The organism is Nonomuraea sp. NPDC003804 (genome assembly GCF_040610675.1).
Lineage (GTDB): Bacteria > Actinomycetota > Actinomycetes > Streptosporangiales > Streptosporangiaceae > Nonomuraea.
Window position 1 is genome coordinate 117,444 of sequence record NZ_JBEXMT010000025.1, and the last position, 24,038, is coordinate 141,481.

Here is a 24,038-nt window from a genome sequence, read left to right on the forward strand (position 1 = left end):
TCAGCGGGCCGGGCGGCTGGGATACCAGTCGCCCCGGCCCTGCGGCAGCAGGTCGAGCAGCGACCACGTCGCGCAGAGCAGGTCGAGGCCGCGGGCGTCGCCGCCGTCACCCGGCTGGTACGGCTCGTCGCCGGGGTCGCTCAGCATGGCCGAGCCCTGCCAGGAGATCCTGACGCGCCCGTCGGACCTGTCGTAGACGGTCACCACGGGTTCGAGGTCACCGGGATGGGCGCGCAGCCCGAGCCGGTCGGTGAGGTCGCCGGGACGCGTGGAGTAGACGGGCACCCACCGCCACTGCCGGCGCCGCGCCACCTCGGCCAGGCGCGCGGGTCCGGCGGGCGCCATGACGGCCACCGCGGTGCGCTCGAGCAGGTGCGGGGTGACGGCGTCGATGCCGTCGACCCACATGGAGCACAGGGGGCACGGCTCCGGCCAGTCCTCGTCGAACATCATGTTGTAGACGAGCAGCGTGTGATGGTCGCCGAACAGCCCGCTCAGGCGCGTCGGCGAGCCGTCGAGCGCGGCGAGCGGCGGGTCATCGTCCAGCTCGGGCCCCGGGGGCAGGGCCCGCCGCCGCGCGGCCACCTGCTCGCCCAGCTCGCGCAACCGGCGTTCGGCGCTCAGCAGTTCGGCCCGCGCCTTGACGTACTCGGGCGTGGCCGACTCGAACAGAGCGGGACGTGACACCTCGGCTCCACCTCACCACATGATCGGCGACAACTGGCTCAGCACCCACGCCACCGCCCCCGCCTGCACGAACGCGGTGACCCTGTGGTCGCGGCCCAGCGCGTACAGGCCGTAGGCGGCCAGTTCGAGCAGGAGCAGGATGGGCGCCAGCACCATGACGTACAACCCCAGCATGCCAGGCAGCACCTGGGTGATGACGCCAATCATGACAACGGCCAGCATCAGCAGGCGGGCCGCGAGCGACTTGGCCGCGGCGGCCGGCGGGCGGCCGCGGCGCAGCAACCGGTCGGCGGCCAGGAAGAAGGGCAGGATCAGCGCGGTCGCGAGCGCCCAGAGCAACAGGCGCTTCGGGGTGGGCACCAGGCCGTGCACCATCGCCCCGAGCGGGGTCAGCACGACGATCACGCCCACGAGGACCAGCGCGGCGGGCGCGAGCGTGTGTCGTGCGGACCACGCCTGCGCAGCCGGGAGCCACTGCCGTGCCGGAGTGAGCCGGCCCACGGCCAGGAGGATCGTTCCCGCGACGCCCAGCAGCACCGCCAGCGCGCCGCCCGCCTCCATCCCGAGCAGGTGGCCCGCGTCCCCCCAGGCCAGCCACGGCAGCGGCAGCAGCAGCGCGCCGCCCACCAGCAGGAGGCCGAGCACGGGACGCCCCGCCTCGGCGGTCGGCTCGCCGCTGCGGGCCAGGGCGCCGCCGGCGAAGCCCACGAGCGTGAGGAGTACGGCGGCGCAGGGCAGGTAGAGCACCGTCAGCAGCGGCCGCCGATCCGCGGTGCCGGACGGCGTGGCCGGCCGGCCGGTCACCTTGGCCACCCAGTCCACCACGTAACCGGCCGTCAGGTCCGAGAAGAGCATGGTCAGGTGGTTGGTCCCGGCCACCTCCCGCAGGGCCACGGCCGTGCCCTGAGCGTGGTCGCCGTTGACCTGGCCGTAGGCCAGTGGGGTGCCCGACCACAGGCGGGCCGTGCGCTCGGCGCCCTCCCGCACGACGCCCGCGTCGCCCTCCGCCACCACGAACAGGACGTTCTTGGCTCTGGTGCCGGGTTCGACGCCGCCCATGGCGCCGCCCATGGCGACGGTCGCGACGGGCCGCCGATCGCGCACCGCGAAGCCGAGCACGCCGGCGGCGCCCATCGAGTGGCCGACGACGACGACCTTGGCCGGGTCCACGTAGGGGACCGTGCCCAGCCAGGTGAGGACGGCGTCCAGATCGGAGCGCATGCCCTCGAACCCGGCCGACTGGTGCCGTTCGGTGCTCAGGCCGTGGCCGCGGAAGTCGAAGGTGACCACCGCGTAGCCCGCGGCGGCCACGCGCCGAGCGAGCACGCTCATGGTGGCCTGGTCGGCGGAGTGGCCGTGTGCGATCACGACCACGGGCGGCCTGCTGCCCTGCGGAGGCGGGTCGGGCATGCCCAGGACGCCCGGAGCCGTGACCGTGCCCGGCACGTACAGCGTGGCCGGCACACGGCCATCGACGAGCACCGGGCGGTGCGGCACGCCGCCGCGTTCCTCCCCGCCCAGCGCGAGGGCCAGCCAGCCGCCGACCGCCACGGACACGAACGTCACCAGAGCGACGAGAGCTCTGTTCACCGGGTCTCCTCGGGTACGGCGGCCCGCCGGCCGACGATCACTTGATGAACGGGACGATGGCCACGAACGCGAGCACCGTGAGCACGGCCGCGATCGCCCTGACGCGGCCGAGGGCCCGGCCGGACAGCTTGCTGTCCAGGGCGAACCTGCCCGCTCCGGCCAGTAGGAGGCCCAGCCCGCCCGCGAGCACGGCCAGCTCCCACTCGAAGCCGGTCGGCATGAAGAAGCCGCCGCCCGCGGAGAGCTTGATGTAGCTGGAGGCGGCCATCGTGACCACCACGATCGCCGCGCCCACCGAGGTGAGCAGCCCTGCCAGGAGCAGGACGCCGGCGATCACCTCGGAGACCGCGGTGATCCACGAGAAGGCCTGGGACGCCCCGACTCCCTTGGAGCCGAGGTAGCCGGCCATCTTGGCGGTGTCCCATCCGGTCCACGCGCCGAACAGGTTCTGCACGCCGTGCAGGAGGAAGGTGGCGCCGAGCGCCACACGGAGGACGAGCAGCCCGGCACTCACCCAGGTGTCCCGGACCGTCGCCGCCGACCAAGAGCTGGCACTGTCACCGTTCACTCCCCCGTCCCAGTGCCGTGGACGGGCTGCTTCGGTAGCCATACTCGGCAAGGTAGGCAGGCCCCGACCGGCCCGCTCGGCATCTGTCGGGCGAGCGACAGCTCACTGGGCAATCGGGCGCCGGCACGCGATCATCGGAGTATGGGCGATCTGGGAGGTGTGGTGGCGGGAAGACTGGTCGCGGTGAGCGACCTGCACGTCGGGTACGCGAGGAACCGGGAACTGCTGGAGGATCTGCCGCGCGAACCGACGGACGACTGGCTGCTGATCGCCGGTGACGTGGCCGAGCGCTGGGAGGACATCGCCTGGGCGCTGGCCACGTTGCGCGCCCGCTTCGCCAAGGTGGTGTGGGCCCCCGGCAACCACGAGCTGTGGACGGTACCGGGCGATCGCCTCCAGTTGCAGGGTGACGGCAAGTACCGCGCTCTGGTCCAGCTGTGCCGCAGCCTGGGTGTGCTGACCCCGGAGGATCCCTTCCCGGTCTGGACAGGGGAGGGCGGGCCGGTCACGATCGCGCCCCTGTTCATCCTGTACGACTACAGCTTCCGTACGGCCGGCTGCGCCACCAAGCAGGAGGCGCTGGCCCTGGCCCACGAGGCCGGCGTGGTGTGCACCGACGAGTTCCTGCTCCACCCCGACCCCTACCCGACCAGGGAGGACTGGTGCCGGGCGCGCGTGGCCGAGAGCGAGCGCAGGCTGGCGGCCTGCGATCCGGACGTGCCGATCGTCATGGTCAACCACTTCCCGCTGGTCCGCGAGCCGACGGCGATCCTGCGCCATCCGGAGTTCGCCCTGTGGTGCGGCACCGAGCTGACGGCCGACTGGCACCGCAGGTTCCGCACGGCGGCGGTGATCTACGGCCATCTGCACATCCCCCGGGTCACCTGGCATGACGGCGTGCGCTTCGAGGAGGTCTCCGTCGGCTACCCGCGCGAGTGGGAGCGGCGTGGACTGCCGCACGACATCTTCCGCCAGGTCCTTCCCGTACTGGAGCCGGTGTGATCGAGGACATCCTGCCCAAGGGCGTCGCCGTGGCCGAGTTGTTCGCCGACCGGCCCGGCGCCACGCTGTTCGAGGAGGAGGCCGTCGCGGTGCAGCGGGCCGTCGACTCCAGGCGCCGCGAGTTCACCACTGGCCGCGCCTGCGCGCGGCGCGCCCTGGCCCGGCTCGGGCTGCCTCCCGTCCCCGTGCCCCGGGGCGAGCGCGGCGCGCCCGCCTGGCCCGACGGCGTGGTCGGCAGCATCACGCACTGCGCGGGTTACCGCGCGTGCGCCGTCGCGATGGACACGCAGGTCCTGACCATCGGGATCGACGCCGAGCCGCACGAGCCGCTGCCTGACGGTGTCTTCGACATGATCTCGCTGCGGACCGAGCGCTGGGCGCTGGCCGGGCTGCCCTCCGGCGTGCACTGGGACCGGGTGCTGTTCAGCGCCAAGGAGTCGGTCTACAAGGCCTGGTTCCCCCTTGCGCGGCGCTGGCTGGACTTCTCCGAGGCCACCGTCACGATCGATCCGTCGGCGGGGACGTTCCACGCCCATCTGTCGAAGATCGCCACCGTTCACGGGGGTGAGCTGCTGACGGAGTTCGCGGGAAGGTGGCGCGTGACCGACGGGTTCGTCCTCACCGCGATAGCTCACCCCGCGGATCGAGCCGCATCACCTGTGGGCGAACCTCTTGCCATGAAGCTGTGAACAAGCGAACTTTAGAAAGTAGTAGTAGTCGTCGGCCTTCCGGGAGCGAGGAATGTTCGAGAGGTTCACCGACCGCGCGCGGCGGGTTCTCGTCCTGGCTCAGGAGGAGGCCAGGAAACTCAACCACGACTATCTCGGCACCGAGCACCTGCTGCTCGGCCTGCTCCTGGAGGGGCAGGGGGTGGCGGCGCTCGCCCTGACCAAGCTCGGCATCGGGCTGGACGCGGTCCAGACGGGGGTCGTCTCGATCAGCCTGCCCGGCGAGCGGCCGCATGACGGGCACATCCCCTTCACCCCCCGCGCCAAGCGCGTGCTCGAGCTGGCGCTGCGCGAGGCGCTCTTCTTCGGCCACGACCACATCGGCACCGAGCACCTGCTGCTGGGACTGATCAGGGAGGGCGAAGGGGTGGCCGCGCAGGTGCTGGCCTCGCAGGGCGCCGAGCCCACCGGCATCCGCAACGAGGTCACCAGGATCCTCCAGGGGGACGAGATCGGGGACGAGGACGACCAGCGTCCCCCGGTCGCGCCGCCCAAGCCCAAGTCCTCCATCCTCGACCAGTTCGGCATGAACATCACCGAGGCGGCCCGCGAAGGCAGGCTGGACCCGGTGATCGGCCGCGAGGAGGAGATCGAGCGGGTCATGGAGGTGCTCTCCCGGCGGACCAAGAACAACCCGGTGCTGATCGGCGAGCCCGGCGTCGGCAAGACCGCCGTCGTCGAGGGGCTGTCCCAGATGATCGTCGACGGGGACGTGCCCGAGACGCTCAAGGACAAGCAGCTCTACACGCTGGACCTCGGAGCGCTGGTCGCCGGCTCCCGCTACCGGGGCGACTTCGAGGAGCGGCTGAAGAAGGTGCTCAAGGAGATCCGCGCCCGCGGCGACGTCATCCTGTTCATCGACGAGCTGCACACCCTGGTGGGGGCGGGGGCGGCCGAGGGCGCGATCGACGCGGCCAACATCCTCAAGCCCATGCTGGCTCGTGGCGAGCTGCAGACCATCGGGGCGACCACGCTCGACGAGTACCGCAAGTACCTGGAGAAGGACGCCGCGCTGGAGCGGCGTTTCCAGCCGATCCAGGTGCCCGAGCCCTCCCTCTCGCACACGATCGAGATCCTCAGGGGGCTGCGTGACCGCTACGAGGCCCACCACCGGGTCTCGATCACCGACGGCGCGCTGGTGGCCGCCGCGCAGCTGGCCGACCGCTACATCAGCGACCGTTTCCTGCCCGACAAGGCGATCGACCTCATCGACGAGGCCGGCTCACGCATCCGCATCCGCCGGGGCGCCGCCCATGCCGTGCCTCGTGAAGTGACCGAGGAGCTCATCGCCGAGGTGCTGGCCAGGGCGACCGGCATCCCGGCCGTCAAGCTGACCGAGGAGGAGTCGCAGCGGCTGCTGCGCATGGAGGACGAGCTGCACAGGCGGATCATCGGCCAGGACGACGCCATCAAGGGCCTGTCCCGGTCGATCCGGCGCACCCGCGCCGGGTTGAAGGACCCGCGGCGTCCCGGCGGGTCGTTCATCTTCGCCGGCCCCTCGGGCGTCGGCAAGACCGAGCTGTCCAAGACGCTGGCCGAGTTCCTCTTCGGCGACGAAGACGCCCTGATCGTGCTGGACATGTCGGAGTTCATGGAGAAGCACACCGTGTCGCGGCTGTTCGGCTCCCCGCCCGGCTACGTCGGATACGAGGAGGGCGGCCAGCTGACCGAGAAGGTACGGCGCAAGCCGTTCTCGGTCGTGCTGTTCGACGAGATCGAGAAGGCCCACCCGGACATCTTCAACACGCTGCTGCAGATCCTGGAGGACGGCCGGCTGACCGACGCCCAGGGCCGGGTGGTCGACTTCAAGAACACGGTCATCATCATGACCACCAACCTGGGCACCCGCGACATCTCCAAGGGCATCGGGATCGGGTTCGCCGCCTCCGACGTGGGCGGGTCCACCTACGACCGGATGAAGGGCAAGGTGCAGGAGGAGCTCAAGCAGCACTTCCGGCCCGAGTTCCTCAACCGGGTCGACGACATCGTCGTCTTCCACCAGCTCGCCTCGCAGGAGATCATCCTCATCCTCGACCTGATGCTGGCGCGGGTGGCCGAGCGGATGGCGGAGCGCGGAATGGAACTGGAGGTGTCCGGGGAGGCCAAGCGGTTGCTGGCCGACCGGGGCTACGACCCGGTCATGGGCGCCCGGCCGCTGCGCCGTACCATCCAGCGCGAGCTGGAGGACGTGCTGTCGGAGAAGATCCTCTACGGCGAGCTGCGCTCCGGCCAGCACGTGCTCGTCAGCGTGAGGGAGGGAGCCCTGCACGTGGCCGGCGTGGAGCGGCCCGCGCCGTAGCGGCGCCCCGCTCAGCGGCTCGCGGCGCCGCGCGCCTGGTCGGGCGTCCCCTCGGGCACCAGCCCGAGGAGGGCGCTCACCCGCAGGATCGCCTCCGGCGGGCCCTGCAACGTCAGCCGCCCCGACACCACGGCGCCGAAGGGCGAGAGCCGCTTGGAACCGATCTCCATGAACGTGCGGGCATCGGTGACGGCGGTCACCGTGGGCGAGCCGGGATAGCCGCCCTCGACCGCGACGGCGCCGCCGTCCTTGACGACGACGTGGAAGAGCACGTCGTCGACCTGGAACTCGTACACCTCGTCCAGGTCGGGCACCCGCGAGTCGTCGATCATGGCCTGCACCGCCAGGAACCCCCAGTACGGCCGGACGATCTCCTCGGGCGTCGGCGCGTCCAGGAACGGCAGCCCCCACCGGGCCAGGCTGAGCACCGGCTCGCGCAGCTGCCGGCCGACCTCGGTCAGCTCGTAGCCCCGGTCCTTGCCCTGGTCGTCGGCCACCTTGCGGAGCACGCCCTCGGCGGTGAGGAACTTCAGCCGCTCGGCCAGCAGGTTGGTGCCGACGCCCGGCAGCGCGGCGATGAGGTCGCTGTAGCGGCGCGGCCCCAGCAGCAGCTCCCTGATGATGAGCAGCGTCCACCGCTCACCGATGACGTCGAGGGCGGCGGCGAGCCCGCAGTACTGGCCGTAGTTACGCCTGGCATGGACCATGTGCCGCCTCCAACGCGCCGACGGTGACCGCCTTCCCCTAACCACTCTATTTTATTGAAGTGGCGAGGAGAACCACGGAGTCCATAGCCGGTTGGCGTACCCGGATGACCTGGCCCGGATGACCAGGCCCGGATGACCAGGCAGGGTCTGCCCCGGTGGGCAGGCACCAACGGCGGCCTCCGGGCTAGGCGCGTGCTGAGCCGCCGCGAACCCGGAGGAACACACTGGAGACATCCATGCGGGGAGGGCCCGCCCGCCCCGGCGGAAGACCCAGAGGTGCACCATGATGACTCGATGGCGGCCCGGCGCGATCCGCGCCCGGGTGGACGGTGCGGACCAGGTCCCGGCCGGAAAGCCCCGGAAGAGCGCGCCGCGACCGCTCGCGGGGATCGAGTACGACTGGTCGCGCGCGCCCGCGCCGCGCACCACGGACATCGGACGGCGTGCGCTGCTCTGGACTGATGCCTGAGAGCACACCGGCCACCGCGCGTCTGAGGAGGATCGGCGAGCTGGCGCTACCGCCGGTCGGCCTCGGCTGCGCGGCTCTCAGTGGCTTCTACGGCGCGGTGAAGGGCGCCGACGGCGTGCGCGTCCTCCGGCAGGCGCTCGGAGCCGGCCCGGCCCTCCTGGAGACCGGCGTCAGCCCGGACCGGGCCACCGGTGTGGTCCGGCGAGCTCTCGCCGGACGCCGCGAGCGCACCGTCGTGGTGGCGGGGGACGCGACGGGGGACGTGGAGCGGGCCTGCGACGCGTGGCTGCGCGAGCTGGGCACCGGCCACCTCGACCTGTTCTACGTCAGCCGTTCCCCGGCGGGACTGGAGGAGACGGTCGGCAGGCTCGGCGCCCTGGTCGCCGCCGGGAAGGTCCGCCACATCGGGCTGTCCGGCGTCTCCGCCGACCAGCTCCGCCGGGCGCACCGGATCCATCCCGTGACCGCGCTGGTGAGGGAGTACTCACTCGTGCACCGCGACATCGAGGCCGAGCTGCTGCCCGTCGCGCGCTCGCTCGGCATCGGGGTGATCGCCGGCTGCCCCCTCGGCCGGGGACTCCTCACCGGCAGGATCCGCACTCCCGAACACCTGCGCTCCGGCGATCCTCGCCGGCTCGACCCCCGCTTCCGTGGCGAGCGGCTGCGGCAGAGCGTACGGCTGCTGCCGCTCGCCGAGGAGATGGCCGCCGAACTCAACGTCAGCCTGTCCCGCCTGGCGCTGGCCTGGCTGCTGGCCCAGGGGGAGGACGTCGTGGTCGTCCCGAGCACGCGCAACCCGTTGCACCTGGAGATGAACCTCGCCGCCCAGCACGTCCGGCTGACGCCCGAGCAGCGTGCCGGGCTCGAGCGGGTCTTCACTCGCTGAGGCCCCGCGAGCCGGCCCGGTCACCGCCCGTTGTGGACCTTGTCGACCTTGATCAGGGACGCGCTGACGGCCTTGTTGACGGCGTCGATCCTGGACACGGCGCCCAGCTTGATGAAGATGTTGCGCAGGTGCCGCTTGACGGTGGCCTCCGTCAGGCCGAGCCGGGAGCCGATCTGGGTGTTGGTGAGCGCCTGGGCGGCCAGGGTGAGCACCTCACGTTCCCGGTCGGACAGCAGGTCAGAGGACTGCCCGTCGACCTGGGCCAGGCTCTCGCGGGAGACGGCGAGCAGCACCCGCCCGTCGCCGCAGCGGGCGCTGTGGATGGCCGACACGACCTCCTGGATGCTGGCGCTCTTCAGCAGGTAGCCCCTGATCCCCGCGGCGAGCAGGCTGCGGAGCAGTTCCGGCCCGTCGTACATGCTCAGGATCAGCACCTGCGTCTCGGGCGAGTGCCGGTGGATGCGGGCCACGGTCGTCGGAGCATCGTCGCCGGGGATCTCGACGTCGAGCAGCACGACGTGCGGCCGTTCCCTGGCCACGAGGGCGACCGCCGACTCGCTGTCGCCGGCCTCCCCGACCACGACCATCCCGGCCTGCGCCTCCAGGAGTTCGCGCAGCCCCTCCCTCACCAGGACATGGTCATCGACGAGCAAGACCCTGATGGGTTCCTGGGCCTCGCGTGTCATCGCGGTCCATCCACGTGATAGCCCCTCTGGGATGTATCCGGCGCCAGCTGACAAGCCGGACTCAGAGTAACCCAGGTCGACGGTCAGCGCGATGCATCGCGTCAGCTTCTCGCGCCCGCCATCATCAGGAGTTCGGAGTCGGTCAGCACCCGGTGGGACCGACGCGCCAGGCGAAGGATGTCGTCGACCACCTCGCCATCAGCGGGAAGGCCGCGCCGGCGCATCCAGTGCACCACGTTCCACCGGCCGCTGGCGGGCCCGATGTCGATCTGCTGCGACCGGCCCACCGCGGAGGCGGGAACAGCGGAGTAGACGCGGTCGGCGAGCGGGAGGTTCCCCGCGAACTCGGCCTTGGCCACGGCGGCGGCGTGCACACCGGTCGCGGTGCGGAAGGCGTCGGCCCCGACCACCGGATAGTCGACGGGGATGGGCCGCTCGCAGGCCGCGGCCGCGAGCGCGCAGTAGTCGGGCAGCGCGCGCAGCTCACGCGTGTCGCCGGACAGGTGCAGGTTCACCAGCAGCTGGTCCATGGCGGTGTTGCCGCAGCGCTCCCCCATGCCGAGCGCGGTGCCGTGCACCCTGTCGACGCCCGCCTCGATCGCGGCCAGCGCGTTGGCCAGACCCAGCCCCCGGTCGTTGTGCCCGTGCCATTCGATGGGCACGGACCCGAAGCCGTGGGCGGCGAGGATCTCCTCGGCCACGTAGCCGACGATCGCCCGGGTGCCTCGCGGCGTGGCGTGGCCGACCGTGTCGCAGAGGCAGATCCGCTCGGCGCCCTCGTGCAGGGCCACGTGCGCGATGAGCCGGAGCATGTCGGGGCAGGTTCGCGTGGCGTCCTCCACCACGATGCACACCGGCAGATTCTCCCGCCGCCCGAATTGCATGGCCGCGGTGACCGAATTAACCAGATGGTTTTCCGTCCAACCTTCTGTATATATCCTTATGGGACTCGTTCCGATAAACGCCATTACGCCGATGACGCGACCCGTGTCCTGGCTGATTTGCGCGATGGGAATGATGTCTTCCGGAACGGTCCGGGCGGCGCAATGGAGCTCCAGCGGCAACCGCAGGTCCTCGGCGTGCCGGGCGAGCCGGGCGGCGAAGAACGCGGCCTCGGACCCGGTGGCCGGCATGCCGATGCTGGCGGCGTCGATCCCCAGCCTGGCCATCAGCCGTAGGAGCGCGGCCCGTTCGTCGAGGGTGGGCTGGCGGACGGAGGGGCTCTGCAGCCCGTCACGGAGCGACTCGTCGTTCAGCTCCACCTGCCCGGTCGGCTCCGGCCCGGGTGGGCGGAGCCGTGACCGGTTCCAGTCGAAAATTACCTCGCCTGTTCCGCTGCTCATTTCCGGGGTGCCGTCCTCTCCTATAATGAGATGGTCGAGACGGTAGGCCGACGTTAACAACGGAACGCGACTCCAACAAGTCCGGACCCGAAAGAGCGGGTGCCGCGGAGGCCGGACAATCACCGGTATCGAAAGATGTAGGATCCGCTACCCCCTTCGAGATCCGCATTAACGGAAGTCCGCGAGCGGGCTCATAATCACGCCATGGTGACCCAGGAGGCCGTTCCGCGCCGCGTCCCCGCTCGCACGCTCCTGAAGTGCCTCGTCGAGGCGCGCCCGTCGGTCCTGGCGATGTATCTGCTCAGGTTCGTCACCGGCGCGGCGCTCGGGGTGTCCTCCATGATCGGGGGATCGGTGCCGGAGGTGGCGGGCGCCGCGCCCGAGTGGCTCGGCTCGCCGGCCGTACAGGGGGGCGCGGGAGCCGGCGCGTGGCTGGGGTCGTCGGCGCCAGGGGTGCTGGGCGGGGCGGCGGTATGGGTCCTGGCGATCCTGTCGGCCTACCTGCTCAACGGGGTGACCGACGTCCACGAGGACCGAGCCAACGACTCCCGCCGCCCCATCGCGGCAGGCGAGCTGCGGCCGGAGTCGGCCGCGGCGGTCGCGAAGGCGGCCGCGGCGCTGTCCATGGTGGGCGCCGTCCTGCTCGTCCCCACGCTCGCCCCGGCGGTGGCCGCCGTGCTGGTGCTCGGCTACGCGTACTCGATGCCCCCGCTCAGCCTCAAGCGCCACGCGCTGGGCGCGCCCGGCATCGGGGTGGCCGCCGCGCTCCTCAGCTACCTGGCCGGATACGCCAGCGTCGCCCACGGCACGGCACCGGACGCGAAGACACTCCTGTTCGCGGTGGTGATGTCGCTGTGGGTCGGCCTCGTGGGGACGATGGCCAAGGACCTCCCGGACGCGCCGGGCGACGCCGCGGCGGGACGGCGCACGGTCGCGGTGCTGTGCGGCGAGCCGCTCCTGCGCCGCCTCCTGGCGGTCGCGGCCGCCGCCCTGGCCGGGTGCCTCTGGCTGGCCGTGGCGACCGTCGCGCCGGGACTGGGCCTGCCGGCCTGCGCGCTGACGCTGGGAGCGGGCGTGGTCGCCGTCCTGGCCCTGACCCACGCGTCGCGGGGCGGGCGCTGCAGGAAACGCCGCCTCTACCGAGGCTTCATGGCCACACAGTACGTGACGCACCTGTGTCAACTCGTGTCAGTCGGCGTACCCTCAGTGGTGTCCAGTTGACACCGTTGCTCCCAACATGGCGGGCTTCGGTTGGTTGCCGCGAGTGGAGGGCCCGTGGCCGCAGACGCCAAGCCCCATGGGTCGCCGTGGGACGACTTAGCGCGCTCCCTTGAGAAGGAGCGAGCCGCGATGCTGCTCGCCTACGAGAGGGAACTTCATGAGGCGGGCAATCCGATCGTCCGCGAGCGCGAGTCGAGGGCCCAGGCGATGGCTCAGGCGAACGCCACCCTGACCGACCTGATCCGCAGCCTGCGGGACCGGAAGGTCACCATGGACAGCGAGCGGTGGCTGCTCACCAGGGACATCGGCGAGAGCAGGGCCGCGAGCCGGCTCGACCCGCGTGACTCGCTGCGGGCGGCGGGCACCCTCTTCGAGCTCATCCTCGGCGAGGTGGAGCGCCACGTCTCCACCGAGCAGGCCCCGCTGGAGCTGCTGACGCTGACCGCCCTGGCGGTGAACGAGAGCATCAACACCAGGATCAGGGAGGCGGCCAGCGCGTACACCGGCTACCTGCTCAACATCATCCACCGGGCGCATCTCAACGAGCGTCGCCGTATCGCCCGGGAGCTGCACGACCGGGTGGGGCCGGGGCTCAGCGTCGCCCACCGCCAGCTGGAGCTCTTCGAGATGTTCGCCACGAGCGGGCCGTCACGGGCCGCTTCGCGGGCGGGCAAGGCCAAGCAGGCCGTCGGCGAGGCGATGCAGAACCTGCGCGCCGTCACCTCGGAGCTGCGTTTCGAGGACACCGTGACCAGCATGGAGAAGGCGCTGCTCACCTTCACCGAGACGTTGCGCACCGACGAGGTGACCATCAGGGTGAGCGTCAACGGCGACGAGACGTGGGCGCCACCAGCCGTACGCGACGAGTCCTTCCTGGTCATCAGGGAGGCCATCCGCAACGCCGTCGCCCACGGCGCCCCGGCCGTGGTGCTGGCCAGGATCGACATCTCACCCCACGACCTGCGGGCCTCCGTCGAGGACGACGGCGTCGGGTTCGACACCGGCCGGGCGGGCAGGTCGCGCAGCGTCGGGCTGTCGTCGATGCGGGAGCGGGCCGAGCTGATGGGCGGCACGCTGAACGTCTCCTCCTGGCCGGGCCGCGGCTCTCACGTCGAGCTTCTGGTCCCGCTGCCGGGACGGCGGGAGGCCACCGTCTGACCGACCAGGTCGGCCGCGCGGGTCTCGGGCGCGAACAGGACCGCCACCAGCGAGGCCGCCGCCAGCACCACGATCAGGACGGCGAGCGGCCACGACGCGCCGCCGGCCGCCTGGACGAGGACGGCGGCGACGAGCGGCATGGGTCCGCCGAACAGGGCGGCGCTGGTCTCCCGCGCCACCACGACGCCGCTGAAGCGATACCGCGTCTCGAACATCTCGATGAACAGCGAGGCCTGCGCCACGCCCATGGCGACCAGGCCGCCTGCCGTGGCCATCGTGACCGCGAGCACGACGAGCAGGGGCCGTCCGGTGTCCAGCAGGACGATCATCGGACCGGCGAAGGCGATCAGGAACAGGCACCCGAAGAACCAGACGGGGCGCCGTCCGACCAGGTCGGCCAGCCGGCCGAAGACCGGTACGGCCAGCACCGCGGCGGTGCCCGCCACCACGTTGGCCGTCAACCCGACGGCCGGCGGCAGGCCCAGTGTCCGGCTGACGTAGTGGAGCAGGAACACCGACACCAGGTAGTAGACCGCGACGAAGGGCCCGTTGGCCGCGAACGCCACCAGCAGGCGGCGGGGCTGGTGGCGGACCAGGCTCCACAGCGGCAGCCGCACCCGCCGCCCGGAGGAGGCCTGGAACGCCTCCGTCTCGGAGATCCGCAGCCGCGTGTAGAGGCCCACCGCCAGGGTGAGGGCGCTCAGCAGGAACGGAATCCGCCAGCCCCAGGCGGCGAACTGGTCGGGCGGCAGGGTGGCGAAGCCGGCGAACGCCACCGTGGCCAGCACGATGCCGGCGAAGTAGCCGATGCTCGGCAGCGCGGCCCGCATGCCCCTGCGCTCCGGCGGGCCCGACTCGGCCGCGACGAGGATCGCGCCGACGAACTCGGCTCCGGCGCCGAACCCCTGCGCCAGGCGGAGCAGGACGAGCAGGACGGGGGCGGCCGCCCCGATGGTCTCGTAGCCGGGCAGCACGCCGATGCCGACCGTGGCCGTGCCCATCAGCACCAAGGTGAGCACCAGGACGGGGACCCGGCCCAGGCGGTCGCCCAGATGGCTCATCACGATGCCACCGATCGGCCTGGCCAGCAGGCCGACGGCGAAGGTGGCCAGCGAGGCGAGCATCGCCGTCCCGGGCCGGGCCTCGGGGAAGAACTGTTCGCCGAAGACCAGTGCCGCGCCCAGCCCGAACAGCGCCAGGTCGTAGGACTCGATGACGGTGCCCACGACGGTCGCGGTCACGACCCGGGGCCCGGTGTTCACACGGTCACCATCGGTTGCCATGAAACCCCCAAACCCCCTCACCTTATGGCGACTCCGCGAGCCTTTGTATCCTTCGGACCGCGAAGCGAACCTTCGGTGAGCGGTCTTGTCCACGGCGGGGGCCGGCCGTACCGTCGATCCGTTCACGGGGCGGAAGGACGGTGCTCAGATGATCGAGTTCCGCGTGCTGGGCCCGGTCGCGGTGTGCCGCGACCGCCTCGACATCACGCCCAGGGCGGCGCGCCTGCGCCAGGTGCTCTCCCTGCTGCTCCTCCAGGGCAACAACCAGGCCGTGCCGCTGGACGCGCTGGTGGACGAGCTCTGGGGGGAGCGCACTCCCAAGACCGCCGTGACGACCGCCCAGACCTACGTCTACCGCCTGCGCACGCTGCTGGGCCGGGCCCGCCTGGTCACCACGCCGCACGGCTACCTGCTGCGCGCCGAGGAGGACACCGTGGACGCCACGCTGTTCCACCGGCGTCTCGACGAAGGTCACCGGCTGCTCGAGGAGGGCGACAGGGAAACCGCCGCCCGCACGTTCCGGCAGGCGCTGGACCTGTGGACCGGCGCCGCCCTGGCCACCGTGGCCCAGGGGCGGGCGCTGCAGGCCCACGCGGTCTTCCTGGAGGAGAAGCGGCTGCACGCGTACGAGCTGGTCATCCAGACCGAGCTGGAGCTGGGGCTGCACCGCCAGCTCGTGGGCGAGTTGCGCGGGCTGGTGACGACCCACCCGCTGAACGAGTGGTTCCACGCGCAGCTCATCACGGCTCTCCACCGGTCCGGACGGCGCAGCGAGGCGCTGCTGGCCTACGAGCACCTGCGTGCCGTGCTCGACAGCGAACTGGGCGTGGACCCGTCCCCCGAAGTGGAACGGGTCCAGCGCGAGGTGCTGTCGATCGGCTAGGACCAGGGCGCCATCGGATACCAGATGAGCTCGCGGCGGGCCAGCAGCCTGACGTCCCAGTACAGCAGGGTGAACACGCCGACCACGAGGAGCGCCGACCCGGCGACCACGGCCGCCCGGCCCGGCTTGGCGGTGAACCACCGGTGCAGCCGGCCGCCCGCGAACCCGGCCAGGGCCAGGAAGAGCACCGCGACCAGGAGGATGTTGCCGGCCGACTGCAGGACGAAGGCCAGCGCGCCGTAGAAGGGGTCGTGACTGGCGGCGGTGTCCCGGAAGAGCTGCCGGAACAGCCCGTACGGGCGGCCGACGAGGAACCCGCCGATGAGCGCGCCCATGAGCAGGACACGGGCGTGCGGGAAGCGCGCCGAGATCCGCCGCAGCGGGTCGCGGACCACGTTCAGCGCGGCCAGCCCGAGATAGATCATCACCAGCCCGATCAGGCCGAAGGCGACCATGGACTGGACGGAGCGCGGGGAGAGCCCGGGGCCGGAGGGCGCGGTCGAGGCCTGCGGCATGCCGTCGCCCACCAGGGCGGCGATCACGCCGTAGGTGGCGGAGACCACCACCATGCCCACGACGAGCCAGCCGAGCGGGCGCAGCGCGCTGACCATCCGGCCGCGCACCCCCTCCCCCTCGCCGAACATCGGCGCGAGGGCACCGAAGACGGCCACGTTGCACGCGGTGAAGGTGCCCGCCACGCCGGTGACGAAGGCGAAGATCATCCCCGCCGCGGTGCCGGTGAAGGCGAAGTCCTGAGGGTCGCCTCCCAGGAGGGTGGTGGCGACGGTGCCGCCGATGACCTTGTCGACGAACGTCGCCGACCAGATCATGCTCAGCACGGCGCCGCCCACGACGCTCAGGACGACGACCAGGGCGCGCCGGGTGGGTACCGCGGCCGGCCGCACGGGCTGCTGGGTGACGGTCATGACATTCCTCCCTGAGCGGCGCCCGCCTCGGCGGCCGCGACCCGCAGCAAGGGCAGCCGCACGGTCTCGTCCGCGTCGGCCGAGTTCTCGATCTGCAACAGCAGCCAGCTGAGCCCCTCGATCCAGCGGCTGCTCGACAGCGCTCCGGCGTCGGCCGTGTCGAAGCCGATGCGGTGGACCAGGTCGGCCACGCAGGCCTTGGCCCACATGTCGTCACCCGCCACGGGAATGGTCAGCCGCTCGTGGCCGGAGCTCAGCTCGCCGAGCCGCTTGGCGGCCACGCAGTTCAGCGCCTTCACCACGTACCCGCCGGGCATGGCCTGCGCGATGCGCTCGGCGGCGGAGACGTCGGGCCGGCCCCGGTTGTCCACCAGGCCGGGATTGGACACGTCGATGAGCACCTTGTCGTTCACCAGGCCCTGGAGGCGCGGAGCGATCTCCTCGCACGTGGCGTCGACCGGCGTGGCCAGGATCACCACGTCGCCGTTGGCCACCGCCCATTCCAGCGGGCCGGCGACGGCGCCCTGGACCTGCCGCGCCAGCTGGGCGGCCGACCGGCGCACCCGGCTGGTCAGGAACAGCCGGGTGCCCTTGCCGGACAGCGCCCGCGCCAGCGCCGAGCCCATCTGGCCGCAGCCGACGATGCTGATCGCGGTCTTGGTACCTGACGGCATGGCCGCGACCCGGCGCCGTGCCGTGCCCTCGCGCCATCGCAGGATCTGTGTGTTCACTGCACTCCTCCACCCACCAGCTGATCCGAATAGCGCTCGAGAGCCCGCCGCAGCCCACCTGGAACGGCCACCGGCGTCAGCCCCCGCTCCGTGCGAAGCATGCAGGCGATCGTCTGGGATCCCCGCGCCACCAGCTGCGCGGGGTCGATGTTGACCCGGTAGTAGGCGAAGCCCATGGTGACGCGGTTCTGCTCCAGGCCGCTGAGGGTCATGCGGATGGAGACCCGGTCGAAGGCGTACAGCTCGCCGAAGTAGTCGCACGAGCAGGCCAGCGTGACCAGCGCGAGGTCGTCGCCCAGCTGAGCCAGGATCTCCGGAGCGTGCTCGGCCAGGAAGCGTTCCCTGCACTCCCCCTGCCAGGCCAGGTGCCGGGCGAAGTAGACGTTGCCGACCAGGTTCGTGTCCGCGAAGGTCACGAGGTGCTCATAGGCGTAGTAAGGGCGCACTGTTCTCCTTCCATGAATGCGGTGATGGCGACCGGGTCGTCCGCCCCCTCGACCTGCACCAGGGCGGAGACCAGCAGGTCGTCGCCCGCCCGCAGGACCGCCCAGCCCTGGTCGTAGACGCCCTGGATCTCCGGCGGCGCCTCGTCGTCGCGTCCGGCCCTGGCAAGGCAGTCCCGGAGGCCGCGCGTGCGGGCCAGCACGTGGCCCACCGGCTCGGCGGCCAGCCGTACCAGCTCGCGGGTCAGGCCGGGCCAGGGGTCCGCGCCGTCCGGTACGGCTCGCGCGAGCTCGGCGCCCGCCAGCATCGCGGAGTCCGGCGGCAGGACCTCGAGTGTGAGGTCCTCGCCGAGGTCCAGCTCGACGTCCGCACCGGGCAGGTGGGAGGCGAGCGCGCGGGTCAGGTAGGGCCTCAGGAGCAGCCGCGGCCAGCGGGTGAAGGCCGGCAGCGGCCCGACGTCCCGCAGCCGCAGCCCCTCCCAGGTGACGACCGGCTCTCCCGTGGCCTGGGAGACCACCACGTCGTAGGTGTAGTCGGCGCCCTGCCTCGACCGCTCGGCCGCGGCGAGCACCAGGTGGTCGTCCGCGACCGCCCGCCGGTGGACCGTCAGGCGGTCGCAGCCGACCGGCAACAGGCGGCGGTGCGGAACGCACGCCTGCAGGACATGGATGGTGGCGTCGTTGCGCGCGTGGTCCCCCAGCTCGGTGTCGCCTGCCGCACCACCGGGCGCGAGCACCGCGGTGCACGCGGTGGCCTCCAGATGCTCGTAGCCTCGCAGCAGCTGGAAGGCGGGCCCGTGGAAGAACAGCGGGCCGTACAGCCGGGCGGCCTCGTGCGGCGGCACCGGCGACCGGCGCGCCGGTACCTCCAGGATCGCCGCCTCCTGCGCGGGGCCCGCGACCCGGCAGCTGAAGTGATCGACGGCGAAGCCGGTCTCGTCGCTGAGGATCGCGACGTCGACCCCCTTGTCCTCGCGCACCTGGGCGCAGATGCGGATGGTGCGGCCGCCCTCCTCGGGGACCACGATCGGGCGGGTGAAGCGCCCGAGCTCCAGGCAGGTCGCGGCCTGCCCGGTCAGCAGCCGCGCCGCCTGCGCCATGGCCTCCATGGCGCAGACCGCGGGCAGCACGCGCAGCCCGTCGATCCGGTGGTCGGCCAGGAACGCGTCCCGCTCCGCGGTGAGGATGGCCTCGGCCACCAGCTCGACACCGGGCACGTGCAGCCGCACGTGCTCCAGGTAGCGGGCCGTTCCCGGTGCGGTGTCCGCGGCGCGGTCCAGCGCGGGATGCCTGCCGGAGATCACGATCGAGGCCGGCTCCGGGCGCGTCGCCAGCACCTGGAGCAGGAACTGCACGCCGCGGGCCGCGGGCAGCGGCGTGACACCGGCCCGTTCGAGGTCGTGCACGACGTGCAGCCGCTCCCCCATGCCCGCGCCCGACCAGGCCGTCCAGTCGAGGTTGCACACGTAGGCGGCGGGCAGGCGGGACCGCAGGGTGCGCACCAGTTCGCGCATGCGGCCGTTGGCCAGCGCGTAGTGGGCCTCGCCGTGCAGGCCGTACCTGCCGATCACCGATCCGTAGGTGATCACGACGCGTATCCGGTCGGTGTCCAGCGCGTCCAGGACCGTGCGCAGCCCGCCCACCTTGGGCGCGGCGTGCTCGGCGAAGTCGGCGGCGCTCAGGTCGGTGAACCTGGCCGGGCGGTTGACGCCGCTGCTGTGCACGAGAGCCGTGATGGGGCCCAGGGCCCGCGTGGCCTGCGCGACCCCGCGACGGACGGCGGCGGCGTCGCAGACGTCGGCCGCGATGTAGTGGAAGGCCGCCCCGGCCTCCCGCAGCCTTTCGAGGTTGGCGCGCAGCTCCTCGTCGTGGTCGGGGTCGCCGCGGCCGAGCAGCGCCAGCCGTACCCCTCGTGAGGCCAGCGCGAGAGCGGTCTCCAGGCCGATGCCCCGGCCGCCACCGGTGACGAGCGCCACGTCGTCGGGGCCGAGCCCGATGTGCGCGCCGGTGGCGGGCTCCAGCGGCCGGTGGGTGACGGCGAAGATCCGCGCGTCGTCGTCGACGAGCAGGTCGTCGGCCATGGCGGCGGGAGCGGCGATCACCTTGGCCAGCGCCTCGGCGGCCACCGGGCAGCGGCCAGGGCAGTCGGCGCGCACCAGGCGGACGATCTGGCCGGGGTGCTCCTGGCGGAGCGTTCCCGCGAAGCCGGAGGCGGTGTCGCCCTGGTCGATGACGACCAGCGGCGTTCCGGCGGCCACGGCCTGGCGGGAGGCGTCGACCAGGACGGCGATGTCCTGATCGCCGGGGTCGGCGGGCAGGAAGACCAGCACCGCGGGAGGCCCGTGCGGCGCCGTGACCAGGCGTGGCTCGACCGCGTCACGCAGCGGCGCGAGACCGTGCACCTGCCAGGCATGGGGCTCGGCGGGCGCGTCGGGCGGCTCCACGGGATGCGCCTCGGGCACGAAGAGGCGATGCCAGGGCGACAGGCCGCGCGGCACCGTCGGCTCGGCCTCCCTGGCCCCGGAGGGCAGCTCCCGCACGGTGGCCATCAGGTCGGCCACCGTGGCGTCGGCCAGAGAGGGCGGCAGCTCGGGCACCGCCCGGTCGCAGGCGTTGGCCGCGTCCACCACGAGCTGGGCCACGCGCAGCGAGTTGAGGTGGAGGTCGCCGATCAGCAGGTCGCTCTCGCTGATCGCCTCGCTCGGCAGCTCGAGCGCCGCGGCGACCAGATCGCGCACCAGCGCGTCGACGTCGCCGGCCGCGGCGTCCCTGTCGGGCTCGGCGGGGGCCGGGAGCTCCCCAGTCGTCCGCTCGCACGGGTTGACCAGGAAGGACGGGTCCCGCCACAGGTCGAAGGGCCGGTGGAAGCCCGCGGCGAACATGGCGCGCAGATCGTCCACGGCGCCGACGGCATGCAGCGCGGCGGCCACCTGGCACAGTCCCTCGGCCGAGGCCGCCCCCACGTCCAGGGAGACGGCGGGCACGTCGGTGATGCCTGCGGCCAGGGTCGCCAGCCCCCTGCCCGGCCCCACCTCCACGAGCAGGTCGCAGTCGCGCGAGAGCAGCTCGACGGCCTGGCGGAACAGCACCGGACCGGTGACCTGCGCGGCCAGCGCCCGTCGCAGGTCCGTCGCGGGCGTCGCCTTCGCACCCAGGATCGTGGAGTAGACGGGCCGGGAGATGGGCGCCATCTCCATCTCGGCCAGGTGGCTGGACAGGGGCCACTCCGCCGCGAGCATGGCCCTGGTGTGGAAGGCGTGGCTCACCTGGAGCCGGGTGCACTGCAGGCCGGCCTCGCGCGCCCTCGCCAGCACCCGTTCGAGCTCGCCGACCGGGCCGCCGACGACCTGGGAGGCGCCGTTGTCCGCCGAGATCACCAGCTCGGTGTCGTCGATCAGGTGGGCCACGGTCTCGGCCGGGGCGTGGACGGCGGCCATGCCCGTCCCCGCCTCGCCCTCCTCGCTCATCACCTGGCCGCGGAAGGTGACCAGGTCCAGGGCGTCCGGCTCGGAGAAGGCGCCGGCCCAGCACAGGGCGGTGATCTCGCCGAGGCTGTGCCCGGCCGCGGCGACGGCGCTCACCCCCAGGCGGTCCAGCCAGCGCAGGCCGGCCATGGACGCCGAGAAGATCTGGGGCTGGGCGACCGAGGTGTCCACGGGCCCGTCGTCGCGTTCCCCGGTGCCGAAGCGGACCTCGGGCAGCACGGAGGCGAGAGCGCCGGGACCGGTGGGCACCGGCGCGCCCTGTCCCGTGAACAGCAGGCCCACCCGGCCCTCGGCGATGCCGGAGACGAAGATCCCCGGAGCGGTGAGCAACCTGGCCTCGCCTGCCCCGGCCAGCATCGCGGCCGCCTGCCCCGCGCGCCTGCCCAGCTGTGCCGGATCCCGCGCCACGATGCCGGCCCGGTACCGGCGCCGGCCCGTCGAGACCGCCAGGCTCGCCGCGAGGTCGACGTGGTCGGCGAAGGACATCGCGGCGGCCACCTCGGCGGTCCTCGCCAGCGTCGCCGCCAGCTCCTCGACGGTGTCGGCGGCGAAGACGAACGCCTCGTGGCCGCGCGGACGCCCGGCTGTGCTGCGCTCGGGCGCGGTAAGGGGACGACCCACCGGCCGCATGGCGGCTTCGAGCACCACGTGGGCGTTGATCCCGCCGAACCCCATGGCGCTCACCGCCGCCCGCAGGGGCGCGTCGGGCCAGGGCTCCGCCCCGGCGACGACGCGGAGCGGGGCACCGGCCGCACGCAGCAGCTCGTGCGGCTCCTCGCAGCCGGTGGTCGGGGGGATGACCTGGCGCTGCAGCGCGGTGGCCGCCTTCAACAGCCCCGCCACCCCGGCGGCCGCCTTGGTGTGGCCGATGTTGGCCTTGATGGAGCCCAACGCGGCGGGCGGTAGCTCGCGGCCGCCGCGCTGGGCTTCCATGAGGGCGGCCAGCTCCACGCTGTCGCCGACAGCGGTGCCGGTTCCGTGTCCCTCGAACAGTGAGACGGTCTCGGGCCCCCACCCGGCGCGCCGGTAGGCCCGCTCGATCGCCAGCAGCTGCCCGCCCCGTTCGGGCCGGGTGATGCCGCCCTGACCGTCCGATGAGACGCCCCAGCCGCTGATGACCGCGACCGGGGCGCGGCCCGCGGCCAGAGCGTCGTCCAACCGCATCAGCGCGACCATCCCGCAGCCCTCGCCGGGCCAGAACCCCGTGGGCCGGGCGTCGTAGACGCGCATGGCTCCGTTCGCCAGCGCGCCGGTCCTGGCGAACCCGACCAGCTCGAAGGGGTCGAGGCTGAGGTCGACACCGCCCGCCAGGGCGAAGTCGACCTCCCCTTCGCGCAGCGCCGTACAGGCCGTGATGACCGCCAGCAGCGACGACGAGCAGGCCCCGTCCACGGTGTAGCCGCCGCCGCCCAGGTCGAAGTAGTTGCAGATGCGGCCGGCGATGGTGTTGGCCAGCCCGCCCGCGAGGGTCTCGTCGGACGGCTCGGCGAAGGGCGCCTTGAAGATCTGCTCGGCCCGCGCCAGCAGGCCACGCAGCCGCGCGGGGTCCTCGGCCGCGAGCACCTCGCGCATCACGCCTTCCACGTACGGCCAGCGCAGCCGCAGGGCCGCCGCCCGGCTGAACTCCCCGGCCATGGTGTTGCCCACCACCACGCCCACGCGTCGCCGGTCCAGCCCTTCGGCGCCGCCGTACCCGGCGTCGGCCAGCGTGTCCGCGGCGACCTCGAGGGCCAGCCAGTGCGCCGGATCCGTGGCCCGGTACACCGGGCCGGGGATGCGGAAGCGGGACCGGTCGAACTCCCAGCCCTCCAGCACCGCGGCGTACCCGACGTAGGTGCGGTCGGGGTCGCCGGGATCGGAGCTGCGGTAGCCCGAGCCCAGCCGGACCGTGGGGATCGGCCGGAAGGCCCGGCGGCGCGACAGGACCAGTTCCCACAGCTGCCCGGGGTCGCGGGCGTCAGGGTATCGGCAGCCCGTCCCCACGATGGCGATCGCAGAACTCATGATCAGCTCCTCAGCGGGCGACGGCGGGTTCCGGCACCAGGACCGGCTCGCCGGCGGGCGCGCTCCTGCGCCGCGAGATCGAGACGAGCGCGAGCGCGACGCCGCGGATGGCGCACACGATGGTCAGCGCGAAGAACAGGCCGAACACGATGTGGAAGGAGACCAGCAGGCCGTAGACCGCGGCCGTCCCCGCCCCGAACGCGACCTGCCGCCAGCGGGCCACCGGCGTGGTCCCCGGGTCGGTGATCATGTAGTTGGTGTAGAGGATGAACGCCGTCCCGCTCATCACCAGCAGGGCGCTCCACGTCGAGGTGCCGTCCACGGCGGTCCTGATGAGCGCCTGCGCCGCGAAGCCGCCGACCCAGCCGAGGATGAGGGGGATCTTCCCGGTGAGCTTGGCGTTGAGCATGGTGCCCGCGGACAGGATGGCCAGCGGGATGATCCAGTCGACCGGGCCCGAGACGAACTCGGTGAAGTGGTACGGCGGCGCGATGCTGACCCAGGGGAAGGCCAGCAGCACGACGACGATCCCGAAGTTGGACGGGTTGAGCACGTGCCGGACGCTCCGCCTGCCGGTGCGGTCGATCACCATGACGCGGAAGAGGTACTTGGAGGTGATGGCGATCACCACCGCGAGCAGTACCGGTTCCAGCCGCTCGTTGGCGTACATCAGCATCGCGCAGGCCAGGGCGCTGATGTGCGCCGGCAGCAGGAAGTCCATGAGCTTGACCCAGCCGCCCAGGTACTTCGCCGGCCGCCGCCTGGCCCGCGCGTCGATCGTCTCCAGTCCGAGCTCCAGCACGTAGGCCAGCAGGACGGTGGCGATCGGGGTGATGTAGGCCTGCTCGAAGCCGAGAAGGAGATGGCCGACGATGTTGAAGACCGTGATGGACAGGGCGAACCGGCGCAGGGCCGCCGTCCTGGGGTCGCGTTTCATGG

General features: G+C 72.4%; 19 protein-coding genes. 7 read left to right on the plus strand and 12 right to left on the minus strand.

Annotation, left to right across the window (positions count from 1 at the left end; genetic code table 11):
• The 3 genes from ABZX22_RS30745 to ABZX22_RS30755 are packed head-to-tail and all read right to left on the minus strand — an operon-like array spanning position 1 to position 2,887.
• Complete coding sequence (locus ABZX22_RS30745; RefSeq protein ID WP_354915480.1) at positions 1-687, minus strand: DUF899 family protein; 687 nt, start codon at positions 685-687, stop codon at positions 1-3.
• Positions 688-699: 12 nt separating this feature from the next.
• Positions 700-2,277 carry an alpha/beta fold hydrolase gene (locus ABZX22_RS30750; protein WP_354915482.1) on the minus strand — a complete coding sequence of 526 codons (1,578 nt, stop codon included), beginning with the start codon at positions 2,275-2,277 and terminating at the stop codon, positions 700-702.
• A gap of 37 nt (positions 2,278-2,314) precedes the next feature.
• Positions 2,315-2,887 (minus strand): DoxX family protein, encoded by a 573-nt coding sequence (locus tag ABZX22_RS30755; RefSeq protein ID WP_354915485.1) that lies wholly within the window; start codon positions 2,885-2,887, stop codon positions 2,315-2,317.
• Between the two features lie 99 nt (positions 2,888-2,986).
• Between ABZX22_RS30755 and ABZX22_RS30760 the strand changes: the two genes are divergently transcribed.
• Genes ABZX22_RS30760 through ABZX22_RS30770 form a run of 3 tightly spaced genes read left to right on the plus strand, consistent with a single transcriptional unit; the run spans position 2,987 to position 6,874 of the window.
• Positions 2,987-3,847 carry a metallophosphoesterase gene (locus ABZX22_RS30760; RefSeq protein WP_354915488.1) on the plus strand — a complete coding sequence of 287 codons (861 nt, stop codon included), beginning with the start codon at positions 2,987-2,989 and terminating at the stop codon, positions 3,845-3,847.
• Positions 3,844-4,536 (plus strand): 4'-phosphopantetheinyl transferase superfamily protein, encoded by a 693-nt coding sequence (locus ABZX22_RS30765; protein WP_354915491.1) that lies wholly within the window; start codon positions 3,844-3,846, stop codon positions 4,534-4,536. Before ABZX22_RS30760 ends, ABZX22_RS30765 begins: the two co-directional genes overlap by 4 nt.
• A 52-nt stretch (positions 4,537-4,588) precedes the next feature.
• Complete coding sequence (locus tag ABZX22_RS30770; RefSeq protein ID WP_354915494.1) at positions 4,589-6,874, plus strand: ATP-dependent Clp protease ATP-binding subunit; 2,286 nt, start codon at positions 4,589-4,591, stop codon at positions 6,872-6,874.
• 11 nt (positions 6,875-6,885) lie between these two features.
• Here the strand turns inward: ABZX22_RS30770 and ABZX22_RS30775 are convergent, their stop codons facing one another.
• Entirely contained in the window at positions 6,886-7,581 is a 696-nt protein-coding gene (locus ABZX22_RS30775) for a winged helix-turn-helix transcriptional regulator (protein ID WP_354915497.1), read from the minus strand.
• A 461-nt stretch (positions 7,582-8,042) separates the two neighbouring features.
• Between ABZX22_RS30775 and ABZX22_RS30780 the strand changes: the two genes are divergently transcribed.
• Entirely contained in the window at positions 8,043-8,936 is an 894-nt protein-coding gene (locus ABZX22_RS30780; protein ID WP_354915500.1) for an aldo/keto reductase, read from the plus strand.
• 20 nt (positions 8,937-8,956) lie between these two features.
• Here the strand turns inward: ABZX22_RS30780 and ABZX22_RS30785 are convergent, their stop codons facing one another.
• Together ABZX22_RS30785 and ABZX22_RS30790 are read right to left on the minus strand one after the other, a co-directional pair.
• Positions 8,957-9,622 (minus strand): response regulator transcription factor, encoded by a 666-nt coding sequence (locus ABZX22_RS30785; protein ID WP_354915503.1) that lies wholly within the window; start codon positions 9,620-9,622, stop codon positions 8,957-8,959.
• A 101-nt stretch (positions 9,623-9,723) separates the two neighbouring features.
• Positions 9,724-10,965: a hypothetical protein gene (locus tag ABZX22_RS30790; RefSeq protein WP_354915506.1), complete on the minus strand. Its 1,242-nt coding sequence runs from the start codon at positions 10,963-10,965 to the stop codon at positions 9,724-9,726.
• Positions 10,966-11,169: 204 nt separating this feature from the next.
• On the opposite strand from ABZX22_RS30790, the gene ABZX22_RS30795 reads away from it, so the two are divergent.
• Positions 11,170-12,186: a UbiA family prenyltransferase gene (locus ABZX22_RS30795; RefSeq protein WP_354915509.1), complete on the plus strand. Its 1,017-nt coding sequence runs from the start codon at positions 11,170-11,172 to the stop codon at positions 12,184-12,186.
• A gap of 129 nt (positions 12,187-12,315) precedes the next feature.
• Positions 12,316-13,344 (plus strand): histidine kinase, encoded by a 1,029-nt coding sequence (locus tag ABZX22_RS30800; protein WP_354915512.1) that lies wholly within the window; start codon positions 12,316-12,318, stop codon positions 13,342-13,344.
• On the opposite strand, the gene ABZX22_RS30805 is transcribed toward ABZX22_RS30800, so the two are convergent.
• Positions 13,293-14,606: an MFS transporter gene (locus tag ABZX22_RS30805; protein WP_354915515.1), complete on the minus strand. Its 1,314-nt coding sequence runs from the start codon at positions 14,604-14,606 to the stop codon at positions 13,293-13,295. The two genes, ABZX22_RS30800 and ABZX22_RS30805, sit on opposite strands and share 52 nt — an antisense overlap.
• A gap of 169 nt (positions 14,607-14,775) precedes the next feature.
• On the opposite strand from ABZX22_RS30805, the gene ABZX22_RS30810 reads away from it, so the two are divergent.
• Complete coding sequence (locus ABZX22_RS30810) at positions 14,776-15,510, plus strand: AfsR/SARP family transcriptional regulator (RefSeq protein ID WP_354915518.1); 735 nt, start codon at positions 14,776-14,778, stop codon at positions 15,508-15,510.
• Here the strand turns inward: ABZX22_RS30810 and ABZX22_RS30815 are convergent.
• The 5 genes from ABZX22_RS30815 to ABZX22_RS30835 are packed head-to-tail and all read right to left on the minus strand — an operon-like array spanning position 15,507 to position 24,036.
• The gene (locus tag ABZX22_RS30815; RefSeq protein WP_354915521.1) at positions 15,507-16,436 is read right to left on the minus strand and encodes a hypothetical protein; all 930 of its coding nucleotides are present in this window, start codon (positions 16,434-16,436) and stop codon (positions 15,507-15,509) included. The genes ABZX22_RS30810 and ABZX22_RS30815 overlap by 4 nt on opposite strands.
• On the minus strand, positions 16,433-17,167 hold the full coding sequence (locus tag ABZX22_RS30820; protein WP_354915524.1) for an NAD(P)-binding domain-containing protein: 735 nt from the start codon (positions 17,165-17,167) through the stop codon (positions 16,433-16,435). The genes ABZX22_RS30815 and ABZX22_RS30820 overlap by 4 nt, the downstream gene beginning before the upstream one ends.
• Positions 17,164-17,613 (minus strand): acyl-CoA thioesterase, encoded by a 450-nt coding sequence (locus ABZX22_RS30825; protein ID WP_354915527.1) that lies wholly within the window; start codon positions 17,611-17,613, stop codon positions 17,164-17,166. The genes ABZX22_RS30820 and ABZX22_RS30825 overlap by 4 nt, the downstream gene beginning before the upstream one ends.
• A complete protein-coding gene (locus tag ABZX22_RS30830; RefSeq protein WP_354915530.1) occupies positions 17,580-23,099 on the minus strand; it encodes an SDR family NAD(P)-dependent oxidoreductase in 5,520 nt (1,839 codons plus the stop codon). The genes ABZX22_RS30825 and ABZX22_RS30830 overlap by 34 nt, the downstream gene beginning before the upstream one ends.
• A gap of 10 nt (positions 23,100-23,109) precedes the next feature.
• The gene (locus ABZX22_RS30835; RefSeq protein ID WP_354915533.1) at positions 23,110-24,036 is read right to left on the minus strand and encodes an enediyne biosynthesis protein UnbU; all 927 of its coding nucleotides are present in this window, start codon (positions 24,034-24,036) and stop codon (positions 23,110-23,112) included.
• Between the last annotated feature and the right edge of the window lie 2 nt (positions 24,037-24,038).

What these genes read in the sequence shown, in the direction of transcription:
- ABZX22_RS30755 (WP_354915485.1), bottom strand. Translation starts at nt 2,887, where the DNA reads ATGGCTACCGAAGCAGCCCGTCCACGGCACTGGGACGGGGGAGTGAAC.
- ABZX22_RS30760 (WP_354915488.1), top strand. Translation starts at nt 2,987, where the DNA reads ATGGGCGATCTGGGAGGTGTGGTGGCGGGAAGACTGGTCGCGGTGAGC.
- ABZX22_RS30770 (WP_354915494.1), top strand. Translation starts at nt 4,589, where the DNA reads ATGTTCGAGAGGTTCACCGACCGCGCGCGGCGGGTTCTCGTCCTGGCT.
- ABZX22_RS30775 (WP_354915497.1), bottom strand. Translation starts at nt 7,581, where the DNA reads ATGGTCCATGCCAGGCGTAACTACGGCCAGTACTGCGGGCTCGCCGCC.
- ABZX22_RS30780 (WP_354915500.1), top strand. Translation starts at nt 8,043, where the DNA reads ATGCCTGAGAGCACACCGGCCACCGCGCGTCTGAGGAGGATCGGCGAG.
- ABZX22_RS30785 (WP_354915503.1), bottom strand. Translation starts at nt 9,622, where the DNA reads ATGACACGCGAGGCCCAGGAACCCATCAGGGTCTTGCTCGTCGATGAC.
- ABZX22_RS30790 (WP_354915506.1), bottom strand. Translation starts at nt 10,965, where the DNA reads ATGAGCAGCGGAACAGGCGAGGTAATTTTCGACTGGAACCGGTCACGG.
- ABZX22_RS30795 (WP_354915509.1), top strand. Translation starts at nt 11,170, where the DNA reads ATGGTGACCCAGGAGGCCGTTCCGCGCCGCGTCCCCGCTCGCACGCTC.
- ABZX22_RS30800 (WP_354915512.1), top strand. Translation starts at nt 12,316, where the DNA reads ATGCTGCTCGCCTACGAGAGGGAACTTCATGAGGCGGGCAATCCGATC.
- ABZX22_RS30810 (WP_354915518.1), top strand. Translation starts at nt 14,776, where the DNA reads ATGATCGAGTTCCGCGTGCTGGGCCCGGTCGCGGTGTGCCGCGACCGC.
- ABZX22_RS30815 (WP_354915521.1), bottom strand. Translation starts at nt 16,436, where the DNA reads ATGACCGTCACCCAGCAGCCCGTGCGGCCGGCCGCGGTACCCACCCGG.
- ABZX22_RS30830 (WP_354915530.1), bottom strand. Translation starts at nt 23,099, where the DNA reads ATGAGTTCTGCGATCGCCATCGTGGGGACGGGCTGCCGATACCCTGAC.
- ABZX22_RS30835 (WP_354915533.1), bottom strand. Translation starts at nt 24,036, where the DNA reads ATGAAACGCGACCCCAGGACGGCGGCCCTGCGCCGGTTCGCCCTGTCC.